At 59.6% G+C, this 16,822-nt stretch carries 18 protein-coding genes and 2 pseudogenes; 9 read left to right on the forward strand and 11 right to left on the reverse strand.

Features of this window, described 5'->3' with window-relative positions; translation table 11 throughout:
• Positions 1–26 precede the first annotated feature (26 nt).
• Positions 27–818, forward strand: a complete 792-nt coding sequence (gene murI / locus ACXRVY_RS05750) for a glutamate racemase (RefSeq protein ID WP_223461129.1) — start codon at positions 27–29, stop codon at positions 816–818.
• Between the two features lie 122 nt (positions 819–940).
• Positions 941–1,459 carry an acyloxyacyl hydrolase gene (locus ACXRVY_RS05755; protein ID WP_223461131.1) on the forward strand — a complete coding sequence of 173 codons (519 nt, stop codon included), beginning with the start codon at positions 941–943 and terminating at the stop codon, positions 1,457–1,459.
• Positions 1,460–1,581: 122 nt separating this feature from the next.
• Here ACXRVY_RS05755 and ACXRVY_RS05760 read toward each other — a convergent pair whose 3' ends face one another.
• The 7 genes and pseudogenes from ACXRVY_RS05760 to ACXRVY_RS05790 form a co-directional block, all read right to left on the reverse strand.
• Positions 1,582–1,887, reverse strand: a complete 306-nt coding sequence (locus ACXRVY_RS05760; protein ID WP_223461133.1) for a YkgJ family cysteine cluster protein — start codon at positions 1,885–1,887, stop codon at positions 1,582–1,584.
• A gap of 99 nt (positions 1,888–1,986) precedes the next feature.
• Positions 1,987–2,769, reverse strand: a complete 783-nt coding sequence (locus tag ACXRVY_RS05765; RefSeq protein WP_223461135.1) for an SDR family NAD(P)-dependent oxidoreductase — start codon at positions 2,767–2,769, stop codon at positions 1,987–1,989.
• Positions 2,766–2,864, reverse strand: a pseudogene (locus ACXRVY_RS05770) (nuclear transport factor 2 family protein); the annotation flags it as partial. The pseudogene ACXRVY_RS05770 and the gene ACXRVY_RS05765, both read right to left, overlap by 4 nt.
• A gap of 2 nt (positions 2,865–2,866) precedes the next feature.
• Positions 2,867–4,309, reverse strand: coding sequence for a deoxyribodipyrimidine photo-lyase (gene phrB / locus ACXRVY_RS05775; protein ID WP_458237102.1), 1,443 nt, complete (start codon positions 4,307–4,309; stop codon positions 2,867–2,869).
• Positions 4,310–4,330: 21 nt separating this feature from the next.
• Complete coding sequence (locus tag ACXRVY_RS05780) at positions 4,331–5,272, reverse strand: MerR family transcriptional regulator (RefSeq protein WP_223461139.1); 942 nt, start codon at positions 5,270–5,272, stop codon at positions 4,331–4,333.
• Positions 5,272–5,817 (reverse strand): annotated as a pseudogene (locus ACXRVY_RS05785) (YbgA family protein); the annotation flags it as partial. The pseudogene ACXRVY_RS05785 and the gene ACXRVY_RS05780, both read right to left, overlap by 1 nt.
• 192 nt (positions 5,818–6,009) lie before the next feature.
• Positions 6,010–6,996, reverse strand: coding sequence for an NAD(P)/FAD-dependent oxidoreductase (locus tag ACXRVY_RS05790; RefSeq protein ID WP_458237103.1), 987 nt, complete (start codon positions 6,994–6,996; stop codon positions 6,010–6,012).
• 196 nt (positions 6,997–7,192) lie between these two features.
• On the opposite strand from ACXRVY_RS05790, the gene ACXRVY_RS05795 reads away from it, so the two are divergent.
• Both ACXRVY_RS05795 and hemH read left to right on the forward strand, forming a co-directional pair.
• A complete protein-coding gene (locus ACXRVY_RS05795; protein WP_223461144.1) occupies positions 7,193–8,095 on the forward strand; it encodes a TIGR01777 family oxidoreductase in 903 nt (300 codons plus the stop codon).
• Between the two features lie 13 nt (positions 8,096–8,108).
• Positions 8,109–9,131: a ferrochelatase gene (gene hemH / locus ACXRVY_RS05800; protein WP_458237104.1), complete on the forward strand. Its 1,023-nt coding sequence runs from the start codon at positions 8,109–8,111 to the stop codon at positions 9,129–9,131.
• Positions 9,132–9,243: 112 nt separating this feature from the next.
• Here the strand turns inward: hemH and ACXRVY_RS05805 are convergent, their stop codons facing one another.
• Together ACXRVY_RS05805 and upp are read right to left on the reverse strand one after the other, a co-directional pair.
• A complete protein-coding gene (locus ACXRVY_RS05805) occupies positions 9,244–10,518 on the reverse strand; it encodes a uracil-xanthine permease family protein (RefSeq protein WP_223461148.1) in 1,275 nt (424 codons plus the stop codon).
• 2 nt (positions 10,519–10,520) lie between these two features.
• The gene (gene upp, locus ACXRVY_RS05810) at positions 10,521–11,159 is read right to left on the reverse strand and encodes a uracil phosphoribosyltransferase (RefSeq protein ID WP_108214877.1); all 639 of its coding nucleotides are present in this window, start codon (positions 11,157–11,159) and stop codon (positions 10,521–10,523) included.
• A 175-nt stretch (positions 11,160–11,334) separates the two neighbouring features.
• Between upp and ACXRVY_RS05815 the strand changes: the two genes are divergently transcribed.
• The 4 genes from ACXRVY_RS05815 to ACXRVY_RS05830 all read left to right on the forward strand — a co-directional run bounded on the left by ACXRVY_RS05815 (position 11,335) and on the right by ACXRVY_RS05830 (position 13,390).
• A complete protein-coding gene (locus ACXRVY_RS05815; protein WP_150728000.1) occupies positions 11,335–11,892 on the forward strand; it encodes a hypoxanthine-guanine phosphoribosyltransferase in 558 nt (185 codons plus the stop codon).
• A gap of 3 nt (positions 11,893–11,895) precedes the next feature.
• A complete protein-coding gene (locus ACXRVY_RS05820) occupies positions 11,896–12,369 on the forward strand; it encodes a WbuC family cupin fold metalloprotein (protein WP_007981336.1) in 474 nt (157 codons plus the stop codon).
• A 184-nt stretch (positions 12,370–12,553) separates the two neighbouring features.
• Complete coding sequence (locus tag ACXRVY_RS05825; protein WP_223461150.1) at positions 12,554–13,039, forward strand: hypothetical protein; 486 nt, start codon at positions 12,554–12,556, stop codon at positions 13,037–13,039.
• A 63-nt stretch (positions 13,040–13,102) separates the two neighbouring features.
• Positions 13,103–13,390, forward strand: coding sequence for a PA4642 family protein (locus ACXRVY_RS05830; protein ID WP_223461152.1), 288 nt, complete (start codon positions 13,103–13,105; stop codon positions 13,388–13,390).
• A gap of 68 nt (positions 13,391–13,458) precedes the next feature.
• Here ACXRVY_RS05830 and mqo read toward each other — a convergent pair whose 3' ends face one another.
• Both mqo and ACXRVY_RS05840 read right to left on the reverse strand, forming a co-directional pair.
• Positions 13,459–14,967, reverse strand: a complete 1,509-nt coding sequence (mqo, locus tag ACXRVY_RS05835; protein WP_223461154.1) for a malate dehydrogenase (quinone) — start codon at positions 14,965–14,967, stop codon at positions 13,459–13,461.
• Between the two features lie 737 nt (positions 14,968–15,704).
• Positions 15,705–15,944, reverse strand: coding sequence for a hypothetical protein (locus ACXRVY_RS05840; RefSeq protein WP_223461156.1), 240 nt, complete (start codon positions 15,942–15,944; stop codon positions 15,705–15,707).
• A gap of 205 nt (positions 15,945–16,149) precedes the next feature.
• Here ACXRVY_RS05840 and ACXRVY_RS05845 point away from each other — a divergent pair, with 205 nt between their 5' ends.
• On the forward strand, positions 16,150–16,734 hold the full coding sequence (locus tag ACXRVY_RS05845; protein WP_223461158.1) for a YajG family lipoprotein: 585 nt from the start codon (positions 16,150–16,152) through the stop codon (positions 16,732–16,734).
• Positions 16,735–16,822 lie beyond the last annotated feature (88 nt).

Raw genomic sequence — 16,822 nt, forward strand, 5'->3', positions numbered from 1 at the left:
GGGCTGCAGCGTCTGTGGGTCGAAACATGCGTGAAGCGCCGATTGGCGTGTTCGACTCCGGTGTCGGCGGGCTCTCGGTACTGGCCGAGATCCAGCGTTTGTTGCCCAATGAGACGCTGATGTACGTCGCTGACTGCGGGAATATTCCCTACGGCGAGAAAACCCCGGAATTTATCCGGCAGCGTTGCAGCGTGATGGCCGACTTCTTTCAGCAGCAGGGTGCCAAGGCCCTGGTGCTGGCCTGCAACACGGCGACGGTGGCCGGTGTCGCCGATTTGCGTCGCGACTATCCCGAATGGCCCATTGTCGGCATGGAGCCGGCAGTCAAACCCGCCGCCGCCGCAACCCGCTCTGGCGTGGTGGGGGTGCTGGCCACCACCGGTACCTTGCAGAGCGCCAAGTTCGCCGCATTGCTCGACCGCTTCGCCACGGACGTGAAAGTGATCACCCAGCCGTGTCCCGGGCTGGTGGAGCTGATTGAAAATGGTGATCTGCGTAGCCCCGAGCTGCGTCAGCTGCTGGCCGGGTATGTCGAACCACTGCTGGCCGCCGGCGCGGACACCCTGATTCTCGGCTGCACCCATTATCCCTTTCTCAAACCGATGCTTCGGCAAATGATTCCCGAGGACATCAGCCTCATCGACACCGGCGCCGCCGTCGCGCGCCAGCTTCAGCGGCTGCTGGCCGAAGGCGAGCTGCTCGCCGATGGGCCAGCCCGTGAGGCGCAGTTCTGGACCAGTGCCGATCCGCTTCATTTCAGAAATATCTTGCCGATACTGTGGAATACGGCTGGCATTGTGCGAAGCTTCAACAGGTAAGAAAGTCCCGGGGAATCAAACGAAAAATTGGGGTGAGCTTCTGATAAATCGCCGATTTCCATAGCTTTTCAGGGCGAGCAACAAAAAAACCATACGAAATTGTTCGGAAAAGGAAGTTTCTAATGAAGCGACTATTCTGCTTGGCCGCGATTGCGGCCGCACTAATGGGGCACACTTTTACCGCTCAGGCGGCAGGTGTGGAGTTCGCGGTTGGTGAGACCAGCGATTCGACCATGACGTATCGACTGGGCATGCAGTTCGATTGGGACCAGAGTTGGTGGCAGAGTGACGTCGGTCGCGTGACCGGTTACTGGAGCGGCGCCTACACCTACTGGGAAGGCGACAAGACCTCCAGCACCAACAGCCTGTCGTTCTCCCCGGTATTCGTTTACGAATTTTCCGGCCAGAACGTCAAACCGTACGTTGAAGCGGGCATTGGCGTAGCGGTGTTCTCCAATACCCGACTCGAAGACAACAACATCGGCAGTGCTTTCCAGTTTGAAGACCGGTTCGGTTTTGGCCTGCGCTTCAATGGCGGCCACGAAGTCGGGATCCGCGCGACGCACTATTCCAACGCCGGGCTCGCCAGTTCCAACGACGGTGTGGAAAGCTATTCGCTGCATTACACGTTGCCGTTGTAATTGCATCCCCCTGTAGGAGCGAGCCTGCTCGCGATGACGGTGTGTCAGTTGCCAGCTTGGTTGGCTGATAATCCGCAATCGCGAGCAGGCTCGCTCCTACAGTAGCTGTGTTGTTTTTCAGTTCAGCGATACGCCGTCGAAATCCCCTGGCGTTCGTCGATGCACTCCGGCGCACCCATCTCGAACTCCCGGCAGATCAGCGGGCGTTTTTCGTAGATGGTGCACATCATCGTGTTGCGATCCAGTGCGGCACACCAGCCGTCGTCCAGGCGCAGCATGACTTCCCCGCCCCAATCATCGGTATCGATGAACCGTTCAGGCACACCCGTATCGGTGATCAGCATGACTTCGAGCTGGCAGCAGCAGGCTGCGCAGGTCGAGCAGGTGACTGCGGGTTCCGCGATTTGCGTATGGGGGATGGTTATCATGGCGCGCAGTGTAAGGCAGTCGCCGGGTGCTGTGTGAAAGGTCGGACGGACGCTCAAGTATCGGAACGTCCGCGATACCGCTGCCGATGATGGCGCTTTTCACGGTTGATCCTTGCTCGGTGGCTGGCTGCGCACCATGGGTTTGCCGATCTCGAGTTTCACTTGGTCCGGCCGTCTGGAGAGCGGCCAGAGGGCGGCCATGAACGCTGCCGGGAAAGCGATCTCCAGCGGACGGTCCTTGAATTTTTCGAAGATGTGCCGTGCGGCTTTCTCCACCGGCCAGCTCAAGGGCATGGAAAACTCGTTTTCCTCCTTCAGCGGCGTTCCGACAAACCCAGGGTTGATCACCGTGAGTTCTATGCCTTCGGGGGCCAGGTCGATGCGCAGGGATTCTAACAGGTAACGCAGCCCGACCTTTGAGGTGCCATAGGCTTCTGCCTTGGGCAGCGGCAGGTAAGTCACCGTACTGGCCATGGCGACTATATGCGGTGCGGTGCCGGCCCGCAGCAAAGGCAGGGCGGCGTCGATGCAATAACTGCTGGCCAACAGGTTGGTACGCACCACGTGCTCGACAATCGACGCATCGAACTGCTTGGCATCCACGTACTCGCAGGTGCCGGCGTTGAGTATCACGGTRTCCAGCGAGCCCCAGTCCTCGGCAATCCGCTCGCCGATCTCGCGGACGGTCTGGCTGTTGGTCAGGTCTCCGGCGACCACCAGCACCTGTCCCGGATAACGTAGCGACAAGACTTTGAGCGGTCCCAGCGTGCGAGAACTCACGGCCAGGTACGCACCGGTTTTCAGGATTTCTTCGGCCAGGGCGGCACCGATGCCGCTGCTGGCACCCGTCAGCCAGTATCGTCGTGCGAGTGTCCGACTCATCCCAATCTCCTTTTCAGTTGGGTAATTGCCCGGCCCAATACGGGTAAGTGTTCATAATGCAAAGCCCCGGCATCGAAGTGATCCCGGTGGCGGTAATTCATGACCCAGCGGCGGCGTATTGCCGCGAGGGCAGGTTTTTGAACGCCGTCAACGCGCGCGCACGGGAAGTACTCAAGTCGACGATTGGTGAGGGGTAATCCACAACACCGAAAAGACCGCCGAGATTGGAAGGGTTGTGCACGTCTTTTTTATTCAACCCGGCCAGTTGCGGCAGCCATTGCTTGATGAACACGCCCTCGGGGTCGAATTTTTCCGACTGGCTCAGCGGGTTGAAAATCCGGAAGTAGGGCGCCGAGTCGGTGCCGGTGGAGGAACTCCACTGCCAGCCGCCATTGTTCGCCGCCAGGTCGCCATCAATCAGGTGACGCATGAAAAAGCGTTCGCCTTCACGCCAGTCGATCAGCAGGTTTTTGGTCAAAAACATCGCCACCACCATGCGCAGGCGGTTGTGCATCCAGCCGGTAGACAGCAATTGGCGCATGGCGGCGTCGATGATCGGCAAGCCGGTTCGCGCCTGTTGCCAGGCGGCGAGTTCTTCAGGGGCGTTGCGCCAGGCCAGCGCTTCGGTTTCCGGACGAAACGCGCGGTGTCGGCCAACCCGTGGGTAGCCCACCAGGATGTGTTTGTAGAACTCGCGCCACAGCAGTTCGTTGATCCAGGTGACGGCGCCGGTCTTGCCGCTTTCGAACTCACCCTGATTGCTGTTCAAGGCGGCGTGCAGGCATTGGCGAGGAGAGATCACCCCGGCGGCGAGATAGGCCGAGAGCTGACTGGTACCGGGCTTCGCCGGGAAATCCCGTTCGCTTTGATAGTGCTCGATCTGCATATCGCTAAAGCTGTCGAGGCGATGCCGGGCTTCGGTTTCGCCCGCCGGCCACAGGTTGCGCAGGTTCTCATCGGGCGTTGCGAAGCCGTCGACACTCACGGGGACCGCATCGCTGGCAATGTTCAGCGGCGCTTGTTTGTGCGGTGCGCGGACCAGGCTGGGCAGTGAGTGGYGCAGTCGTTCGTAGCAGACTTTGCGGAACTGGCTGAAGACCTGAAAGTAAGTGCCGGTCCGGGTCAGTACGCTCCCTGGCTTGAACAGCAATTGATCGAGGTAGCGATGAACTTCGATGCCTTCGGCCTTTAGCGTCTGGGTGACGGCTGCATCGCGACGGGATTCGTGGATGCCGTACTCTTCGTTGAGGTACACAGCGTCGATCTGCAACTGTCGGCACAGGTTCAGCAATACGCTGGGGGTGTCATCCCAGCGAGGTGCCCGGCGGACCAGCAGGGGAATGTTCAGTTGACCCAGTTCGCGGCTCAACTCGCGCAGGTTACGCAGCCAGAAGTCCACTTTGCAGGGCGCATCGTCGTGCTCCAGCCATTGTTCCGGGCTCAGCAGAAACACCGCCACGCACGGGCCGCTAGCCGCGGCAGCCGAGAGGGCGGTGTTGTCATGCAGGCGCAAGTCGCTGCGCAGCCAGATCAATTGCATGTGGGTGTCCACTCGATCCATTTAAATCAGCCCGCGCTGAACGAGTGCCTGATGTGCCGACAGCGGGTCTTCGGCCAGGTACAAGTCAGCGATCTCGGCAGTACTTGCGGACAACTCGGTGTGGTGGATGCATACCGTTGGTCCGGCAATCATTTTTGGGCAACTGATGCCTTTGAAAAGTTTCGGCAGCTGCGCCAGATTCAGGGCTTTGCTTGAGTACAGCAGAACCCCACGGGGTTGCAGAAGTTCGACCGCCAATGTCAGTTCGCCGACAGGCAGCGGCCAGTCGAAGACCTCCACCGGGCAATCCGCGCTGCTGATCAGCCAGGCCGTTAGCCAAAGGTGTGGCTCCATGGGCAGGTCCGAGTGGTTGACCAGCAGTAGCGGCGCAGTGCGCAACTGACGATTGTTGTGGTAGATGCGCGCACCGAACTTGCTGCGCAGCCAGGCACAAAAAAAGCCCCGCTCCATCTGCGCCCCGAACTGGCCTTGCCAGTGTTGCTCCAGAGCAGCCAGCAAGGGCATCAGCAATTGCTCGCACAGGGTTCGCGGCGGATACAGCGCCATCGCCTGATTGACGCTGTCATCCAGGGTACGTTCCTGCAATCGGCTGACCGCCTGCAGCAACGTTTGCAGCAACGCGTACCAATCGTTATCGACGGAAACACTGAAGGCTTGCGGTGTGTCGAGCAATGGCTTGACCTGGCTGACGGCAACGCCACGGTTGAGCCAGGTGAGGATGGTCTGGATGCGTTGTACGTGGTCGGCCGAGAACAACCGATGGCCCTTGGGCGTGCGCAGCGGCACGATCAGACCGTAGCGCCGTTCCCAGGCGCGCAAGGTCACGGCATTGACCCCGGTTTGCCGCGCCACTTCACGGATCGGCAGCCAGCCTTCGTCCAGTGCCTTTTGAAAGTCATCGCCGAGGTCTTCGCGGGCGCTGGTGTCGAGTGCTTTTTTCATCAGATGGCGTTTCGCAGGCTGAGGTTTTCCGGGTGCGGTTGCAGGTAAACCTGCTGTGCGATGTACGGATCGGGGTGTTGGCGAAAGTGATGTTTGAGCAGCGTCAGCGGCACCACCAGCGGCACGATGCCCAGGCGGTACTGGTTGATCACGTGCTGCACTTCCTGCTTGTCTTCGCCGCTGATGGCCTGTTTCAGGTAGCCACTGAGGTGTTGCAGGACGTTGGTGTGAGTGCGGCGGGTGGCGCATTTTTTCAGCGCAACCATCAGTTCGCTGAAATAGCGTGGGCCGAGTTCCTGCGGATCGGTATGGCTCATGTTGCCCAGTAGGCGGCCCAGGGTTTTGTATTGCACCGGGTTGTGGGCCATCAGCAGGTACTTGTAGCGCGAGTGAAAGTCCGTGAGACCGCGACGGGTCAAGCCTTCCTGGCACAACTGCTGCCAGGCGCCATAGGCGAACATGCGGGTGAGGAAGTTTTCCCGCAGCGCCGGATCGTTGAGCCGGCCGTCTTCCTCCACCGGCAAGTCCGGGTGCAGCAGGCAGGCGCTGATGGCGATTTTCGGTTTGGCGGGGGCGTGGGGCATCGGAGCACCTCGAATCTGAACCTGTACAAACATTCGAGTCTGTACAAGATAACTTCATCATAGATTCGAAGTTGTACAAGTCAAATTTTATGTACAGGTTTTCTGACGACTGCTGCCAAGGCGACAGCAGCGATTTGCTCGGATTGATGCTCTTTACTGCAGGTGTTCATGCAAGCGGCGGGCGGCTTCCTGACCGCTGAGCCAGGCCCCTTCGACGCGTCCGGAAAGGCACCAGTCGCCACAGGCGTACAGCCCCAGGTCGGCATCGGCCAGGGTGCCCCATTCGTGACTGCTGGCGGGGCGGGCGTAAAGCCAGCGGTGGGCGAGGCTGAAGGTCGGTGCGGGCATGGAATCGTGCAGCAGTTCGGCGAAGGCGCCATGCAGTTGTTCGATCACGGCTTCCTTGGACAGATCAATGTGCTGGCGACTCCAGGCGCTGGTGGCGTGCAGCACCCAGGTGTCGAGGGTGTTGTCGCGTCCGGGTTTGCTGCGGTTGCGGGCCAGCCAGTCGAGTGGGCTGTCCTGGACGAAGCAGCCTTCCATGGGCGTTTCCAGCGGCGTTTCGAAGGCCAGGGCGATGGCCCAGGTCGGGTCCATTTTCACCCCGGCGGCGGCACCCGCGAGTTTCGGCGTTGTTGCCAGCAGAGCCGTGGCCTGTGGGGCCGGCGTGGCGATGACCACGTGGCTGAACGGTCCGTGGGTGAAACCCTCGGCGTCCTGTAGGTGCCAGTGCTCTTCACCGCGATAGACCTCGGTGATACGGCAGGCGAAATGCACTTCAAGGTCACCGAGCAGGGCGCGGGTGATGGCACTCATATGCGGCGTGCCGACCCAGCGGGTCTGCTCGTCCGGCGACAGGTTAAGCTGGCCGCCATGATAGGTGTACAGCTGCGGCGTCCATTCAGCGACCCAACCCTTGGCTTGCCAGCGCTGGACTTCGGTGACAAAGCGCCGGTCACGGGCGGTGAAATACTGCGCGCCCATGTCCAGCGCTCCCGCATCGCTGCGCTTGCTCGACATGCGCCCGCCACTGCCGCGGCTTTTATCGAATAATTGAACCACAYGCCCGAGGTCAGTCAGAGCCTGGGCGGCGGAGAGTCCGGCGATGCCGGTGCCAATGATTGCGATAGGTACAGTCATAGGGGCCTCGTTTACCTTTCTGTACAGACTACGCCGGGGTTCAAACCTGTACAATATTGTTTATTGGTATAACTTTTAGCGTTCTTGTTCTGACAGCTTGGCCTATTGTTAAACATAGAGCCTGCTCGATACCAAAGATCCCTGCTTATAAAAATAGACTAATGGACAGGGTAAAACGCCACGCGAGGAAGAAGTCATGCACATATTGCTGACCGGCGGTACTGGTTTGATAGGACGTCAACTTTGCCGGCACTGGTCGGCTCAGGGATATCGCCTGACAGTCTGGAGTCGTCAGCCTGGAAAAGTCGCGAAAATATGTGGTGCCCAAGTGCGTGGAATTGCCCGGTTGGGGGATCTGGGGCAGGAGCCGGTGGATGCGATCGTCAATCTGGCCGGAGCGCCGATTGCCGACCGACTCTGGACGCACAAGCGTAAAGCCTTGTTGTGGAGCAGCCGCATCACCCTCACCGAAACCTTGCTGGCGTGGCTCGAAAGTCGCGAGCATAAACCCCGGGTCTTGATTTCCGGTTCGGCTGTCGGCTGGTATGGCGACGGCGGCGAGCGTGAACTGACCGAGGATTCGGGGCCGGTCAGTGAAGACTTCGCCAGCCAGTTATGCATCGCCTGGGAGGAGACTGCACAGCGGGCCGAAGCGATGGGCATTCGCGTCATTCACATCCGTACCGGGTTGGTGCTGTCGGCGGAGGGCGGCTTTTTGTCGCGGCTGTTACTGCCGTTCAAACTGGGTCTGGGAGGGCCGATCGGCAACGGCCGGCAGTGGATGCCGTGGATTCATATCGACGATCAAATCGCCCTCATTGATTTTCTTCTGCATCGCAACGAGGCCAGCGGTCCCTATAATGCGTGCGCGCCCAAACCGGTGCGCAACCGCGAGTTTGCCAAGGCGTTGGGCGACGTGCTGCATCGCCCGGCGTTCATGCCGATGCCGGCCTTCGCATTGAGGGTTGGGTTGGGCGAGTTGTCCTTGCTGTTGCTGGGCGGCCAGCGCGCCACCCCGGTGCGATTGTTACAGGCTGGTTTCACTTTTCAGTTCACGGAATTGCGCGCGGCTCTGGACGATCTGTCCGGTCGCCTTTGAAATAGGACGTTGCATGACCGATCACGCGTTGCTTCTGGTCAACCTGGGTTCACCTGCCTCCACCTCGGTGGCGGATGTGCGCAGCTACCTCAATCAATTTCTGATGGACCCGTACGTGATCGACCTGCCATGGCCGGTTCGACGCTTGCTGGTATCGCTGATCCTGATCAAGCGTCCCGAGCAGTCGGCTCATGCTTATGCCTCGATCTGGTGGGACGAGGGCTCGCCGCTGGTGGTACTCAGTCGTCGTCTGCAACAAGCCATGACTGACCAGTGGCACCACGGCCCGGTCGAACTGGYCATGCGTTACGGCGAGCCTTCGATCGAATCGACACTGGTTCGCATGGTTGCCGCGGGGCACAAGCGAATCACGCTGGCGCCGCTATATCCACAGTTCGCTGACAGCACCACCACCACGGTCATCGCGGAAGCCAAACGCGTGGTGTGCGAGAAAAACCTCGACGTACAGCTGTCGGTGCTGCAACCGTTCTACGACCAACCGGAATACCTCGATGCGCTGGTGGCCACGACCAGGTCCTACCTGGAGCAGGATTTCGATCATTTGCTGATGAGCTTTCACGGCTTGCCGGAACGGCATCTGAAGAAGCTCAACCCCGGTCACAGCTTCGAGGGTGGCGGTGATTGCTGCGCCGGGGCGCCGCCGGAGGTGGTCGCCACCTGTTATCGCGGCCAATGCCTGCGCACGGCGGCAGAGGTCGCCAAGCGTTTGGGGCTGCCGGAGGGCAAGTGGTCGGTGTCGTTCCAGTCGCGTCTGGGGCGGGCCAAATGGATCGAACCCTACACCGAAGCGCGTCTCGATGAGTTGGCCAAAAGCGGCGTGAAAAAGATTCTGGTGATGTGCCCGGCGTTCGTTGCCGATTGCRTCGAGACACTGGAGGAGATTGGTGATCGCGGCAAGGAGCAATTCCGCGCTGCAGGGGGAGAGGAGTTGGTGCTGGTGCCGTGCCTAAACGATGATCCGCACTGGGCGCGGGCGTTGAGTGCGTTGTGCGAAAGGGCACCGTTGGCGCTTTAAAGCATCGCGAGCAGGCTCGCTCCCACATTTTGATTTGTGTTGTTCACAAATCTCCTGTGGGAGCGAGCCTGCTCGCGAAAGCTATTTCATTAACAACAAAGCTCTTGAAGCATTACAGCAGCGGCTCATGCGCTTTCTTGTGCTTCCAGCTGTCATTTCCCGGCAGGATCAGGTTCAAGCCAATCGCCACCACTGCGCACAGCGCGATGCCCTTGAGGCCGAAATCGTCCGGCCCGGTGCCGGTGCCGATCAGCACGCCGCCGATCCCGAACACCAGGGTCACCGAAACAATCACCAGATTGCGCGCCTCGGCCAGATCGATCTTGTGGCGGATCAGTGTGTTCATCCCCACCGCCGCAATCGAACCGAACAACAGGCAGAGAATCCCGCCCATCACCGGTACCGGAATGCTTTGCAACAGTGCACCGAACTTGCCGATGAACGCCAGGCTGATGGCGAAGATCGCCGCCCAGGTCATGATTTTCGGGTTGTAGTTCTTGGTCAGCATGACTGCGCCGGTCACTTCGGCGTAGGTGGTGTTGGGCGGGCCGCCGAACAGACCTGCCGCCGTGGTGGCAATGCCGTCGCCGAGCAGGGTACGGTGCAGGCCAGGCTTCTTCAGGTAATCGCGACCGGTCACGCTGCCCACGGCAATCACGCCGCCGATGTGTTCGATGGCCGGGGCGAGGGCCACCGGAACGATGAACAGAATCGCCTGCCAGTTGAATTCCGGCGCGGTGAAGTTCGGGATGGCGAACCATGGTGCCGCTGCAATCTTCGCGGTATCGACCACGCCGAAATAGAACGCCATGGCAAAACCGACCAGCACGCCAGAGATGATCGGCACCAGGCGGAAGATGCCCTTGCCGAAAACCGCGACGATCAGCGTAGTCAGCAGTGCGGGCATCGAGATCATCATCGCCGTCTGGTAATGAATCAATTCACTGCCGTCGCCGGCCTTGCCCATGGCCATGTTGGCGGCAATCGGCGCCATGGCCAGGCCAATCGAGATGATCACCGGTCCGATCACTACCGGCGGTAGCAGGCGGTCGATGAAACCGGTGCCTTTGATCTTCACCGCGAGGCCGAGGAAGGTATAGACGAAACCCGCCGCCATCACACCGCCCATGGTCGCGGCGAGGCCGAATTGGCCCTTGGCGAGAATGATCGGGGTGATGAAGGCAAAGCTCGATGCCAGGAACACCGGCACCTGACGCCCGGTGACGATYTGGAACAGGATCGTCCCCAGGCCGGCCGTGAACAGCGCCACGTTCGGGTCAAGGCCGGTGATCAGCGGCATCAACACCAGGGCGCCGAAGGCCACGAACAGCATCTGTGCGCCGGACAGCACCGTGCGCCAGAGCGGATCGTTGAACTCTTGCTGCATGCTCACGCGTCCTTCTGCTTGGTGCCGAAGATCTTGTCACCGGCATCGCCAAGCCCTGGGATGATGTAGCCGTGTTCGTTCAGTTTTTGATCAATGGAAGCGGTGTAGATGATCACGTCCGGGTGAGCTTTCTCTACGGCGGCGATGCCTTCTGGCGCGGCGACCAGCACCATGGCGCGGATGTCCTTGCAGCCGGCTTTTTTCAGCAGGTCGATGGTGGCAACCATCGAGCCGCCGGTGGCGAGCATCGGGTCGATGATCATGGCCAGGCGTTCGTCGATTTCCGGTACCAGTTTTTCCAGATAGGTGTGGGCTTCGAGGGTTTCCTCGTTACGGGCCACGCCGACGGCGCTGACTTTGGCGCCCGGGATCAGGCTGAGTACGCCTTCGAGCATGCCGATGCCGGCACGCAGGATTGGCACCACGGTGATTTTCTTGCCGGCGATTTTTTCGACCGATACGGTGCCGCACCAGCCTTCGATATCGTAGGATTCCAGCGGCAGGTCTTTGGTGGCTTCATAGGTCAGCAGGGCGCCGACTTCCTGAGCGAGCTCACGGAAATTCTTCGTGCTGATGTCTGCACGGCGCATAAGGCCAAGTTTATGGCGGATCAGCGGGTGGCGGATCTCATGAATGGGCATTGGGAAAGGCTCCGGCGGCGGGCAAAAAAACCGGTCTAGATTAATCTATCCGAGGGTGTTGTCCTATAGACATACAGTACGTTAGTCCACAAAGGCTTGATCTGGCCTCGCTTGATGCGTACCTTTGCCCGCTTTTCCGAATCCGTCCCTCCCCTCAAACCCCCTGGAGAGCGCCATGTCCGCTGATCTCGAGCATATCCGTCAAATCATGCGAGAGGCTGACTGCCTGTACACCGAAGCTGAAGTCGAGGCGGCCATCGCCCGCGTCGGTGCACAAATCAACGAACAAATGGCCGACAGCAACCCGGTGGTGTTCTGCGTGATGAACGGCGGGCTGATTTTCTCCGGCAAGCTGCTCACCTACCTGCACTTCCCGCTGGAAGCGTCCTACCTGCACGCCACCCGCTATCGCAACGAAACCAGCGGCGGTGACCTGTTCTGGAAAGCCAAGCCGGAAGTGTCCTTCATCGACCGTGATGTGCTGATCATCGACGACATCCTCGACGAAGGTCACACCCTGGGCGCGATCATCGACTTCTGCAAACACGCTGGCGCACGTAAAGTGCACACCGCCGTGCTGATCGACAAAGACCACGACCGCAAGGCCCGTCCGGACCTCAAGGCCGATTTCGTCGGTCTGCCGTGCATCGATCGCTACATCTTCGGTTACGGTATGGACTACAAAGGCTACTGGCGTAACGCCAACGGGATTTTCGCCGTTAAAGGAATGTAAGACATGGATACGCCTCGCTTTCTGGATCAGACCTTGTTCGCCGAGCTGGCCGGGAAAGCTGCGGCCAATCCTCGGGGGCGTCAGCATCACAACTTCCATCAGATGGAAGACGCATGCCATCGCATGGCGGTGGGGTTGCAGCCGTCCACGTATATCCCGCCTCACCGGCATTTGGGCGACAACAAGGCCGAAACCCTGTTGGTCCTCAAGGGCCGGCTGGGCGTGTTGATCTTCGATGAGACCGGTACGGTGCTGAGCAAGACCGTGCTTCAGGCCGGTGGCGATTGTGTTGGTGTGGACCTGCCAACCGGTGTGTTCCACGGTTTGGTGGTGCTGGAGGCCGACAGCCTGATGTTCGAATGCAAGGCCGGCCCTTACCGTCCGGTCGGTGAAGGTGAGCTGGCGCATTGGGCGCCGCGCGAAGGCGAGCCCGGCGTTGCCGAGTATCAGGCCTGGATGCGCGCGCAGTTCGATTGATCCCTACCCTGTGGGAGCGAGCTTGCTCGCGATGGCTATGTCACTGACACATTAATGCTGGATGTGCCGACGTCATCGTCGGAACGCCGCCCGGAGCAAGCTCGCTCCCACAGTGGTTTCTGTGCACTTGAACCACTTCCTTCAGCCCATGGTAAAGTGCCCGGCCTCGATTCCGGAACCTGTCATGAGCCATTTGATCCGCAGCTGCGCCGCCCTGTTGCTGACCCTCAGCCTGCCCCTGGCCGCCGCGCCGGCGCCCATGCACAGTCAATTCCTGCCGCCGGACGATCTCACGCTGCGCGATGCCGATCCCGAACAGCAGCAACTGATGCAAGTCACCGATTATTCGGTGGTAGTCGGTGCCCAGCGTCAATCCAATCAACAGCCGATTCCGGTCACGTCGCCTTTAATGATTCGTCTCAAGGGCAAATCCCTGAACAAGGGCGCCACCATCAGCCAGGTGCTGGTGAACTTCGATGGTGAAAGCAAAAGCCTGAAGAAGCCGGTCTACGACGACAAGAGCAAAACCCTGACCCTCTATTACCCGCTCGCTCAATACCGCGTGGTGATCGATTTGCTGCGCAACGACACGGTGTATTGTCAGTTTCTCAGCTACGCCAATGGTCATGTCTGGGCCGATCTGCACACCGGCAGCACTCGTCCGCGTTGAGCCCTGTGCCTGCGCAGGGGTAAACTGCCCGCCCTGTGTAATGTCTGCGAGCTGGAGTCGGCAATGCGTAAAGATAAAAAACAAGTGATTGGTGACGAGATCGGCGATGAGCAGATCAAGTTGTTCCTCGATTTCGAACCGGTCGACGCGACTTCTCCGTCCCTGCACAAACTGGTCAAGGCCTATCGTGGCCTGCGCATTGACGATTTCGAGCGTTTCCTGACGTTCTTCGTCGAAGCGGGTTACGAGCTGAATGGCAAGGATGAGCACGGCAATGACTTCGTTGCCCTGATCAAGGATCAGCGCAATGCGCAGGATTACATCGAGCTGATTGAAAAAGCTCGCGGTTAACGATCTTTTAAAGGCATAAAAAAACGCCCCGTTCTCAGTGAGAACGGGGCGTTTTTCATAAGGCCGAATCAAGCGTAGCTTTCGGTCTCGCTGCTGGCTTCAACCAGTTCCAGGGCAACGTTGTTCTGCGTGTTGATCTTGCGATACAGCGCAGCGTCGGTTTCCAGAACCTTTTCCCGGGCCGGGAAGATTTCAGCCAGTTTGGTGGCCCATTCGCCCTTGGCTTTGCCCGGGAAGCATTTTTCGATCAGCTCAAGCATGATCGAAACGGTCACCGAGGCACCTGGCGAAGCGCCGAGCAGTGCCGCCAGGGAACCGTCCTTGGCCGCGACCAGTTCGGTACCGAATTGCAGGATGCCGCCTTTTTTCGGGTCTTTCTTGATGATTTGCACCCGTTGGCCGGCCACTTCCAGGCGCCAGTCTTCGGCTTTCGCTTGCGGGTAGAAGCGACGCAGGGATTCCAGGCGCTGCTCCATCGACTGCATCACTTCGCTGACCAGGTACTTGGTCAGGTCCATGTTGTTTTTTGCCACGGACAGCATCGGACCGATGTTGCCGGCACGAACCGACATCGGCAGGTCCATGAAGGAGCCGTGCTTGAGGAACTTGGTGGTGAAGCCGGCGTATGGTCCGAACAGCAGGGACTTCTTGCCTTCGACCACGCGGGTGTCCAGGTGCGGCACGGACATTGGCGGCGAACCCACGGCAGCCTGGCTGTAGACCTTGGCCTGGTGGTGCTTGACCACTTCCGGGTTGTCGCAACGCAGCCACTGGCCGCTGATCGGGAAGCCGCCGAAGCCTTTGCTCTCTTCGATACCAGAGGCTTGCAGCAGCGGCAGTGCCGCGCCGCCAGCGCCGAGGAAGACGAATTTGGCATCGACTTCACGGGTGTTGCCGCTGTTGACGTCCTTGATGCTGACGGTCCAGCCACCGTTGCTACGCTTGAGGCCGGTCACGCGCTTGCAGTACTTGACCTGTGCATCGGGTGCGCTGGTCAGGTGCTTGAGCAACTGGTTGGTCAGGGCGCCGAAGTTGACGTCGGTGCCATTGATCACGCGGGTCGCGGCGAGGGTTTCGCCAGGATCGCGGCCAGGCATCATCAGCGGCATCCACTCGGCCATTTTGGCCTTGTCTTCGGTGTATTCCATGTCGGCGAAGGCGTGGTGCTTGCTCAGCACCTTGAAGCGTTCCTTGAGGAAGGACACGCCGCTGTCGCCCTGCACGAAACTCAGGTGTGGCACCGGGCTGATAAACGATTTGCACGAGCCGAACGTGCCTTTTTTGGTCAGGTACGACCAGAACTGCTTCGACACCTCGAACTGGGTGTTGATGTGCACGGCTTTCTTGATGTCGACGGTGCCATCGGCGGCCTGCGGCGTGTAGTTGAGCTCACACAGCCCGGCGTGACCGGTACCGGCGTTGTTCCACGGGTTGGAACTCTCCGCGGCACCGGAATCCATCAGCTCGACGACTTCCAGCTTGATCGCGGGGTCGAGCTCTTTGAGCAGTACTGCAAGGGTGGCACTCATGATGCCGGCCCCAACCAGTACTACGTCGACTGCTTCGTTATGCGCCATTTAACGCGTCTCCAAAATCTGCAGCACCAAATTGTCGGCATGGCTGCCAGGAGTGACGGGGCGTGTCAGTGTTGCCCCAGGTACCCATGGCAGGATCGCCATGTCCGAATCTTCGCAATTTATCGCAACTTCGACGGACGCTACCTGCCGGGCCCATGAGCCATATGAACTCATTTCGACGCGCGGGAGGCAATTCGACTTATGGTCGATACATCCGTTTGTGCAACCAAATCCGTAGCGGACAGGCTTCAGGCTCCGGTGTTCGAGGAATACTCGGTCCTGTGTCGTTGGGCTGTTGTAGACGCTAATGGTGCATGTTCAGACGCAAAACTATTCATTTGCTCGCCACACTCTTGTGAAGTTGTGAAAACCCGTTTTTTTCACGCTCTTTTGAAGACGTGAACCTCAAAAAGGGCTGTCCCAGCCTGGCACCGTGCCCGGATGGATTGCCGCCATGGGATACAGGGCAGGCAAAACGGGCAAACAGCTCAGTGACCGAGCGTAATGACAGCTCTGCAGATTCGCGAAAAGTGGAGGTTTTGCTCAACAAAACAGCAAGCGCGCCAGCTTCACTCGATCTGTGTGGGCGGCTCTCTGTGGGCGGTGCGGGGTGTCAATGCAAGCGCATTGACGATGCTGCGAGGCCCGATCAGGAGACGTCCTTATAATCGGGGGGAGATTGTATCTAAGAAACGCAGGGAAATGGTCGTGTTTAATGACTTTTATTAGGTGTTTGGTCAGGTCGTCATCATTTGCTGTGCACGCGAGCGTGGTTGTAGCTGCTGCGAAACGACCCGGGCGCCGGCAGGCAGCGGTTGATCCAGCCAGTTCAGGCGGATCTCTTCGATTTCAACCCAGCCATCGCCCATGGGCTGGAGGCTGCACTGTTTGAAGGCCTGGCAGTGGCCATTGCGGTCGAGCAGGGCGAAGCAGCGATGCAGTGGGCGTGGCGCGAACAGAGAGATCAGGTGGCGCATGCTGGAGTACCTTGTGGGGTGGCTACGGTGAAAATAGCCCACTAGCCGTTACGTGCAAGTGTATGGGCGATGACAGATATGTGACATGAACTGCTTTCCCAAGGGTTTGTCAGAGATTTCATCAAACACTGTGAGGTGCTGGTTCCCCGCAGTGGCGCACCGCTATACTGCGGGCCTGTTTGTGCCTGATTCTGGAGAGAAGAGCATGTTGCAACGCCTGTTGTTCGGTTTGATCACTGTGACCAGTTTGACGCTGGTTGGCTGCGCCCACAGCCCGCAACAACTGAGCCCGGAACCCAAGCTGACCGCCCAGTTGGCCCCGGTCGGCCATGGCCAGCCCGTCGTGGTGCGTGTAGTGGACGGTCGCCCGTCGCCGACGCTGGGCACCCGTGGTGGCCTGTACCCGGAGACCAGCGCGATCACTGTGCAGGGCGCGCAGATCCTGCCGAAGCTGCAGGCCCAGGCTGAAGCCGCCGTGCGTCTGTTGGGCTTTACCCCGACGAACAATGCCATGAATGCACCGCAACTGACCGTGACCCTGGTGGAGTTGAAGTACCAGTCGCCCAAGGAAGGCATGTACGTGACCGAAGCCACCATCGGCGCGACCTTCCGCTCCGATGTGCAGAACGCCAACCGTCGCTACAGCGGCCGTTATGGTTCGTCCCTGGACCAGCGCTTCGGTATGGCGCCGAACCAGGAAACCAACACCAAGCTGGTCAGCGATGTGCTCAGTGATGCATTGACCCGCCTGTTCAAGGACCCGACCGTGGGGCAGATTCTCGGCGAATAATGCGAGCCCCCTTGTAGGAGCGAGCCTGCTCGCGATGGTCGTTAACGATTACGCGGGGAATCTGATACCCCGCGGCGTCCTCAAGTCC

The organism is Pseudomonas sp. P5_A2_2, assembly GCF_054177685.1.

Coding starts and splice junctions, on each gene's coding strand:
- murI (WP_223461129.1), top strand. CDS start 27: ATGCGTGAAGCGCCGATTGGCGTGTTCGACTCCGGTGTCGGCGGGCTC.
- ACXRVY_RS05760 (WP_223461133.1), bottom strand. CDS start 1,887: ATGATAACCATCCCCCATACGCAAATCGCGGAACCCGCAGTCACCTGC.
- ACXRVY_RS05825 (WP_223461150.1), top strand. CDS start 12,554: ATGAGCCATTTGATCCGCAGCTGCGCCGCCCTGTTGCTGACCCTCAGC.
- ACXRVY_RS05755 (WP_223461131.1), top strand. CDS start 941: ATGAAGCGACTATTCTGCTTGGCCGCGATTGCGGCCGCACTAATGGGG.
- mqo (WP_223461154.1), bottom strand. CDS start 14,967: ATGGCGCATAACGAAGCAGTCGACGTAGTACTGGTTGGGGCCGGCATC.
- ACXRVY_RS05780 (WP_223461139.1), bottom strand. CDS start 5,272: ATGAAAAAAGCACTCGACACCAGCGCCCGCGAAGACCTCGGCGATGAC.
- ACXRVY_RS05830 (WP_223461152.1), top strand. CDS start 13,103: ATGCGTAAAGATAAAAAACAAGTGATTGGTGACGAGATCGGCGATGAG.
- upp (WP_108214877.1), bottom strand. CDS start 11,159: ATGCCCATTCATGAGATCCGCCACCCGCTGATCCGCCATAAACTTGGC.
- ACXRVY_RS05795 (WP_223461144.1), top strand. CDS start 7,193: ATGCACATATTGCTGACCGGCGGTACTGGTTTGATAGGACGTCAACTT.
- ACXRVY_RS05840 (WP_223461156.1), bottom strand. CDS start 15,944: ATGCGCCACCTGATCTCTCTGTTCGCGCCACGCCCACTGCATCGCTGC.
- ACXRVY_RS05820 (WP_007981336.1), top strand. CDS start 11,896: ATGGATACGCCTCGCTTTCTGGATCAGACCTTGTTCGCCGAGCTGGCC.
- ACXRVY_RS05815 (WP_150728000.1), top strand. CDS start 11,335: ATGTCCGCTGATCTCGAGCATATCCGTCAAATCATGCGAGAGGCTGAC.
- ACXRVY_RS05845 (WP_223461158.1), top strand. CDS start 16,150: ATGTTGCAACGCCTGTTGTTCGGTTTGATCACTGTGACCAGTTTGACG.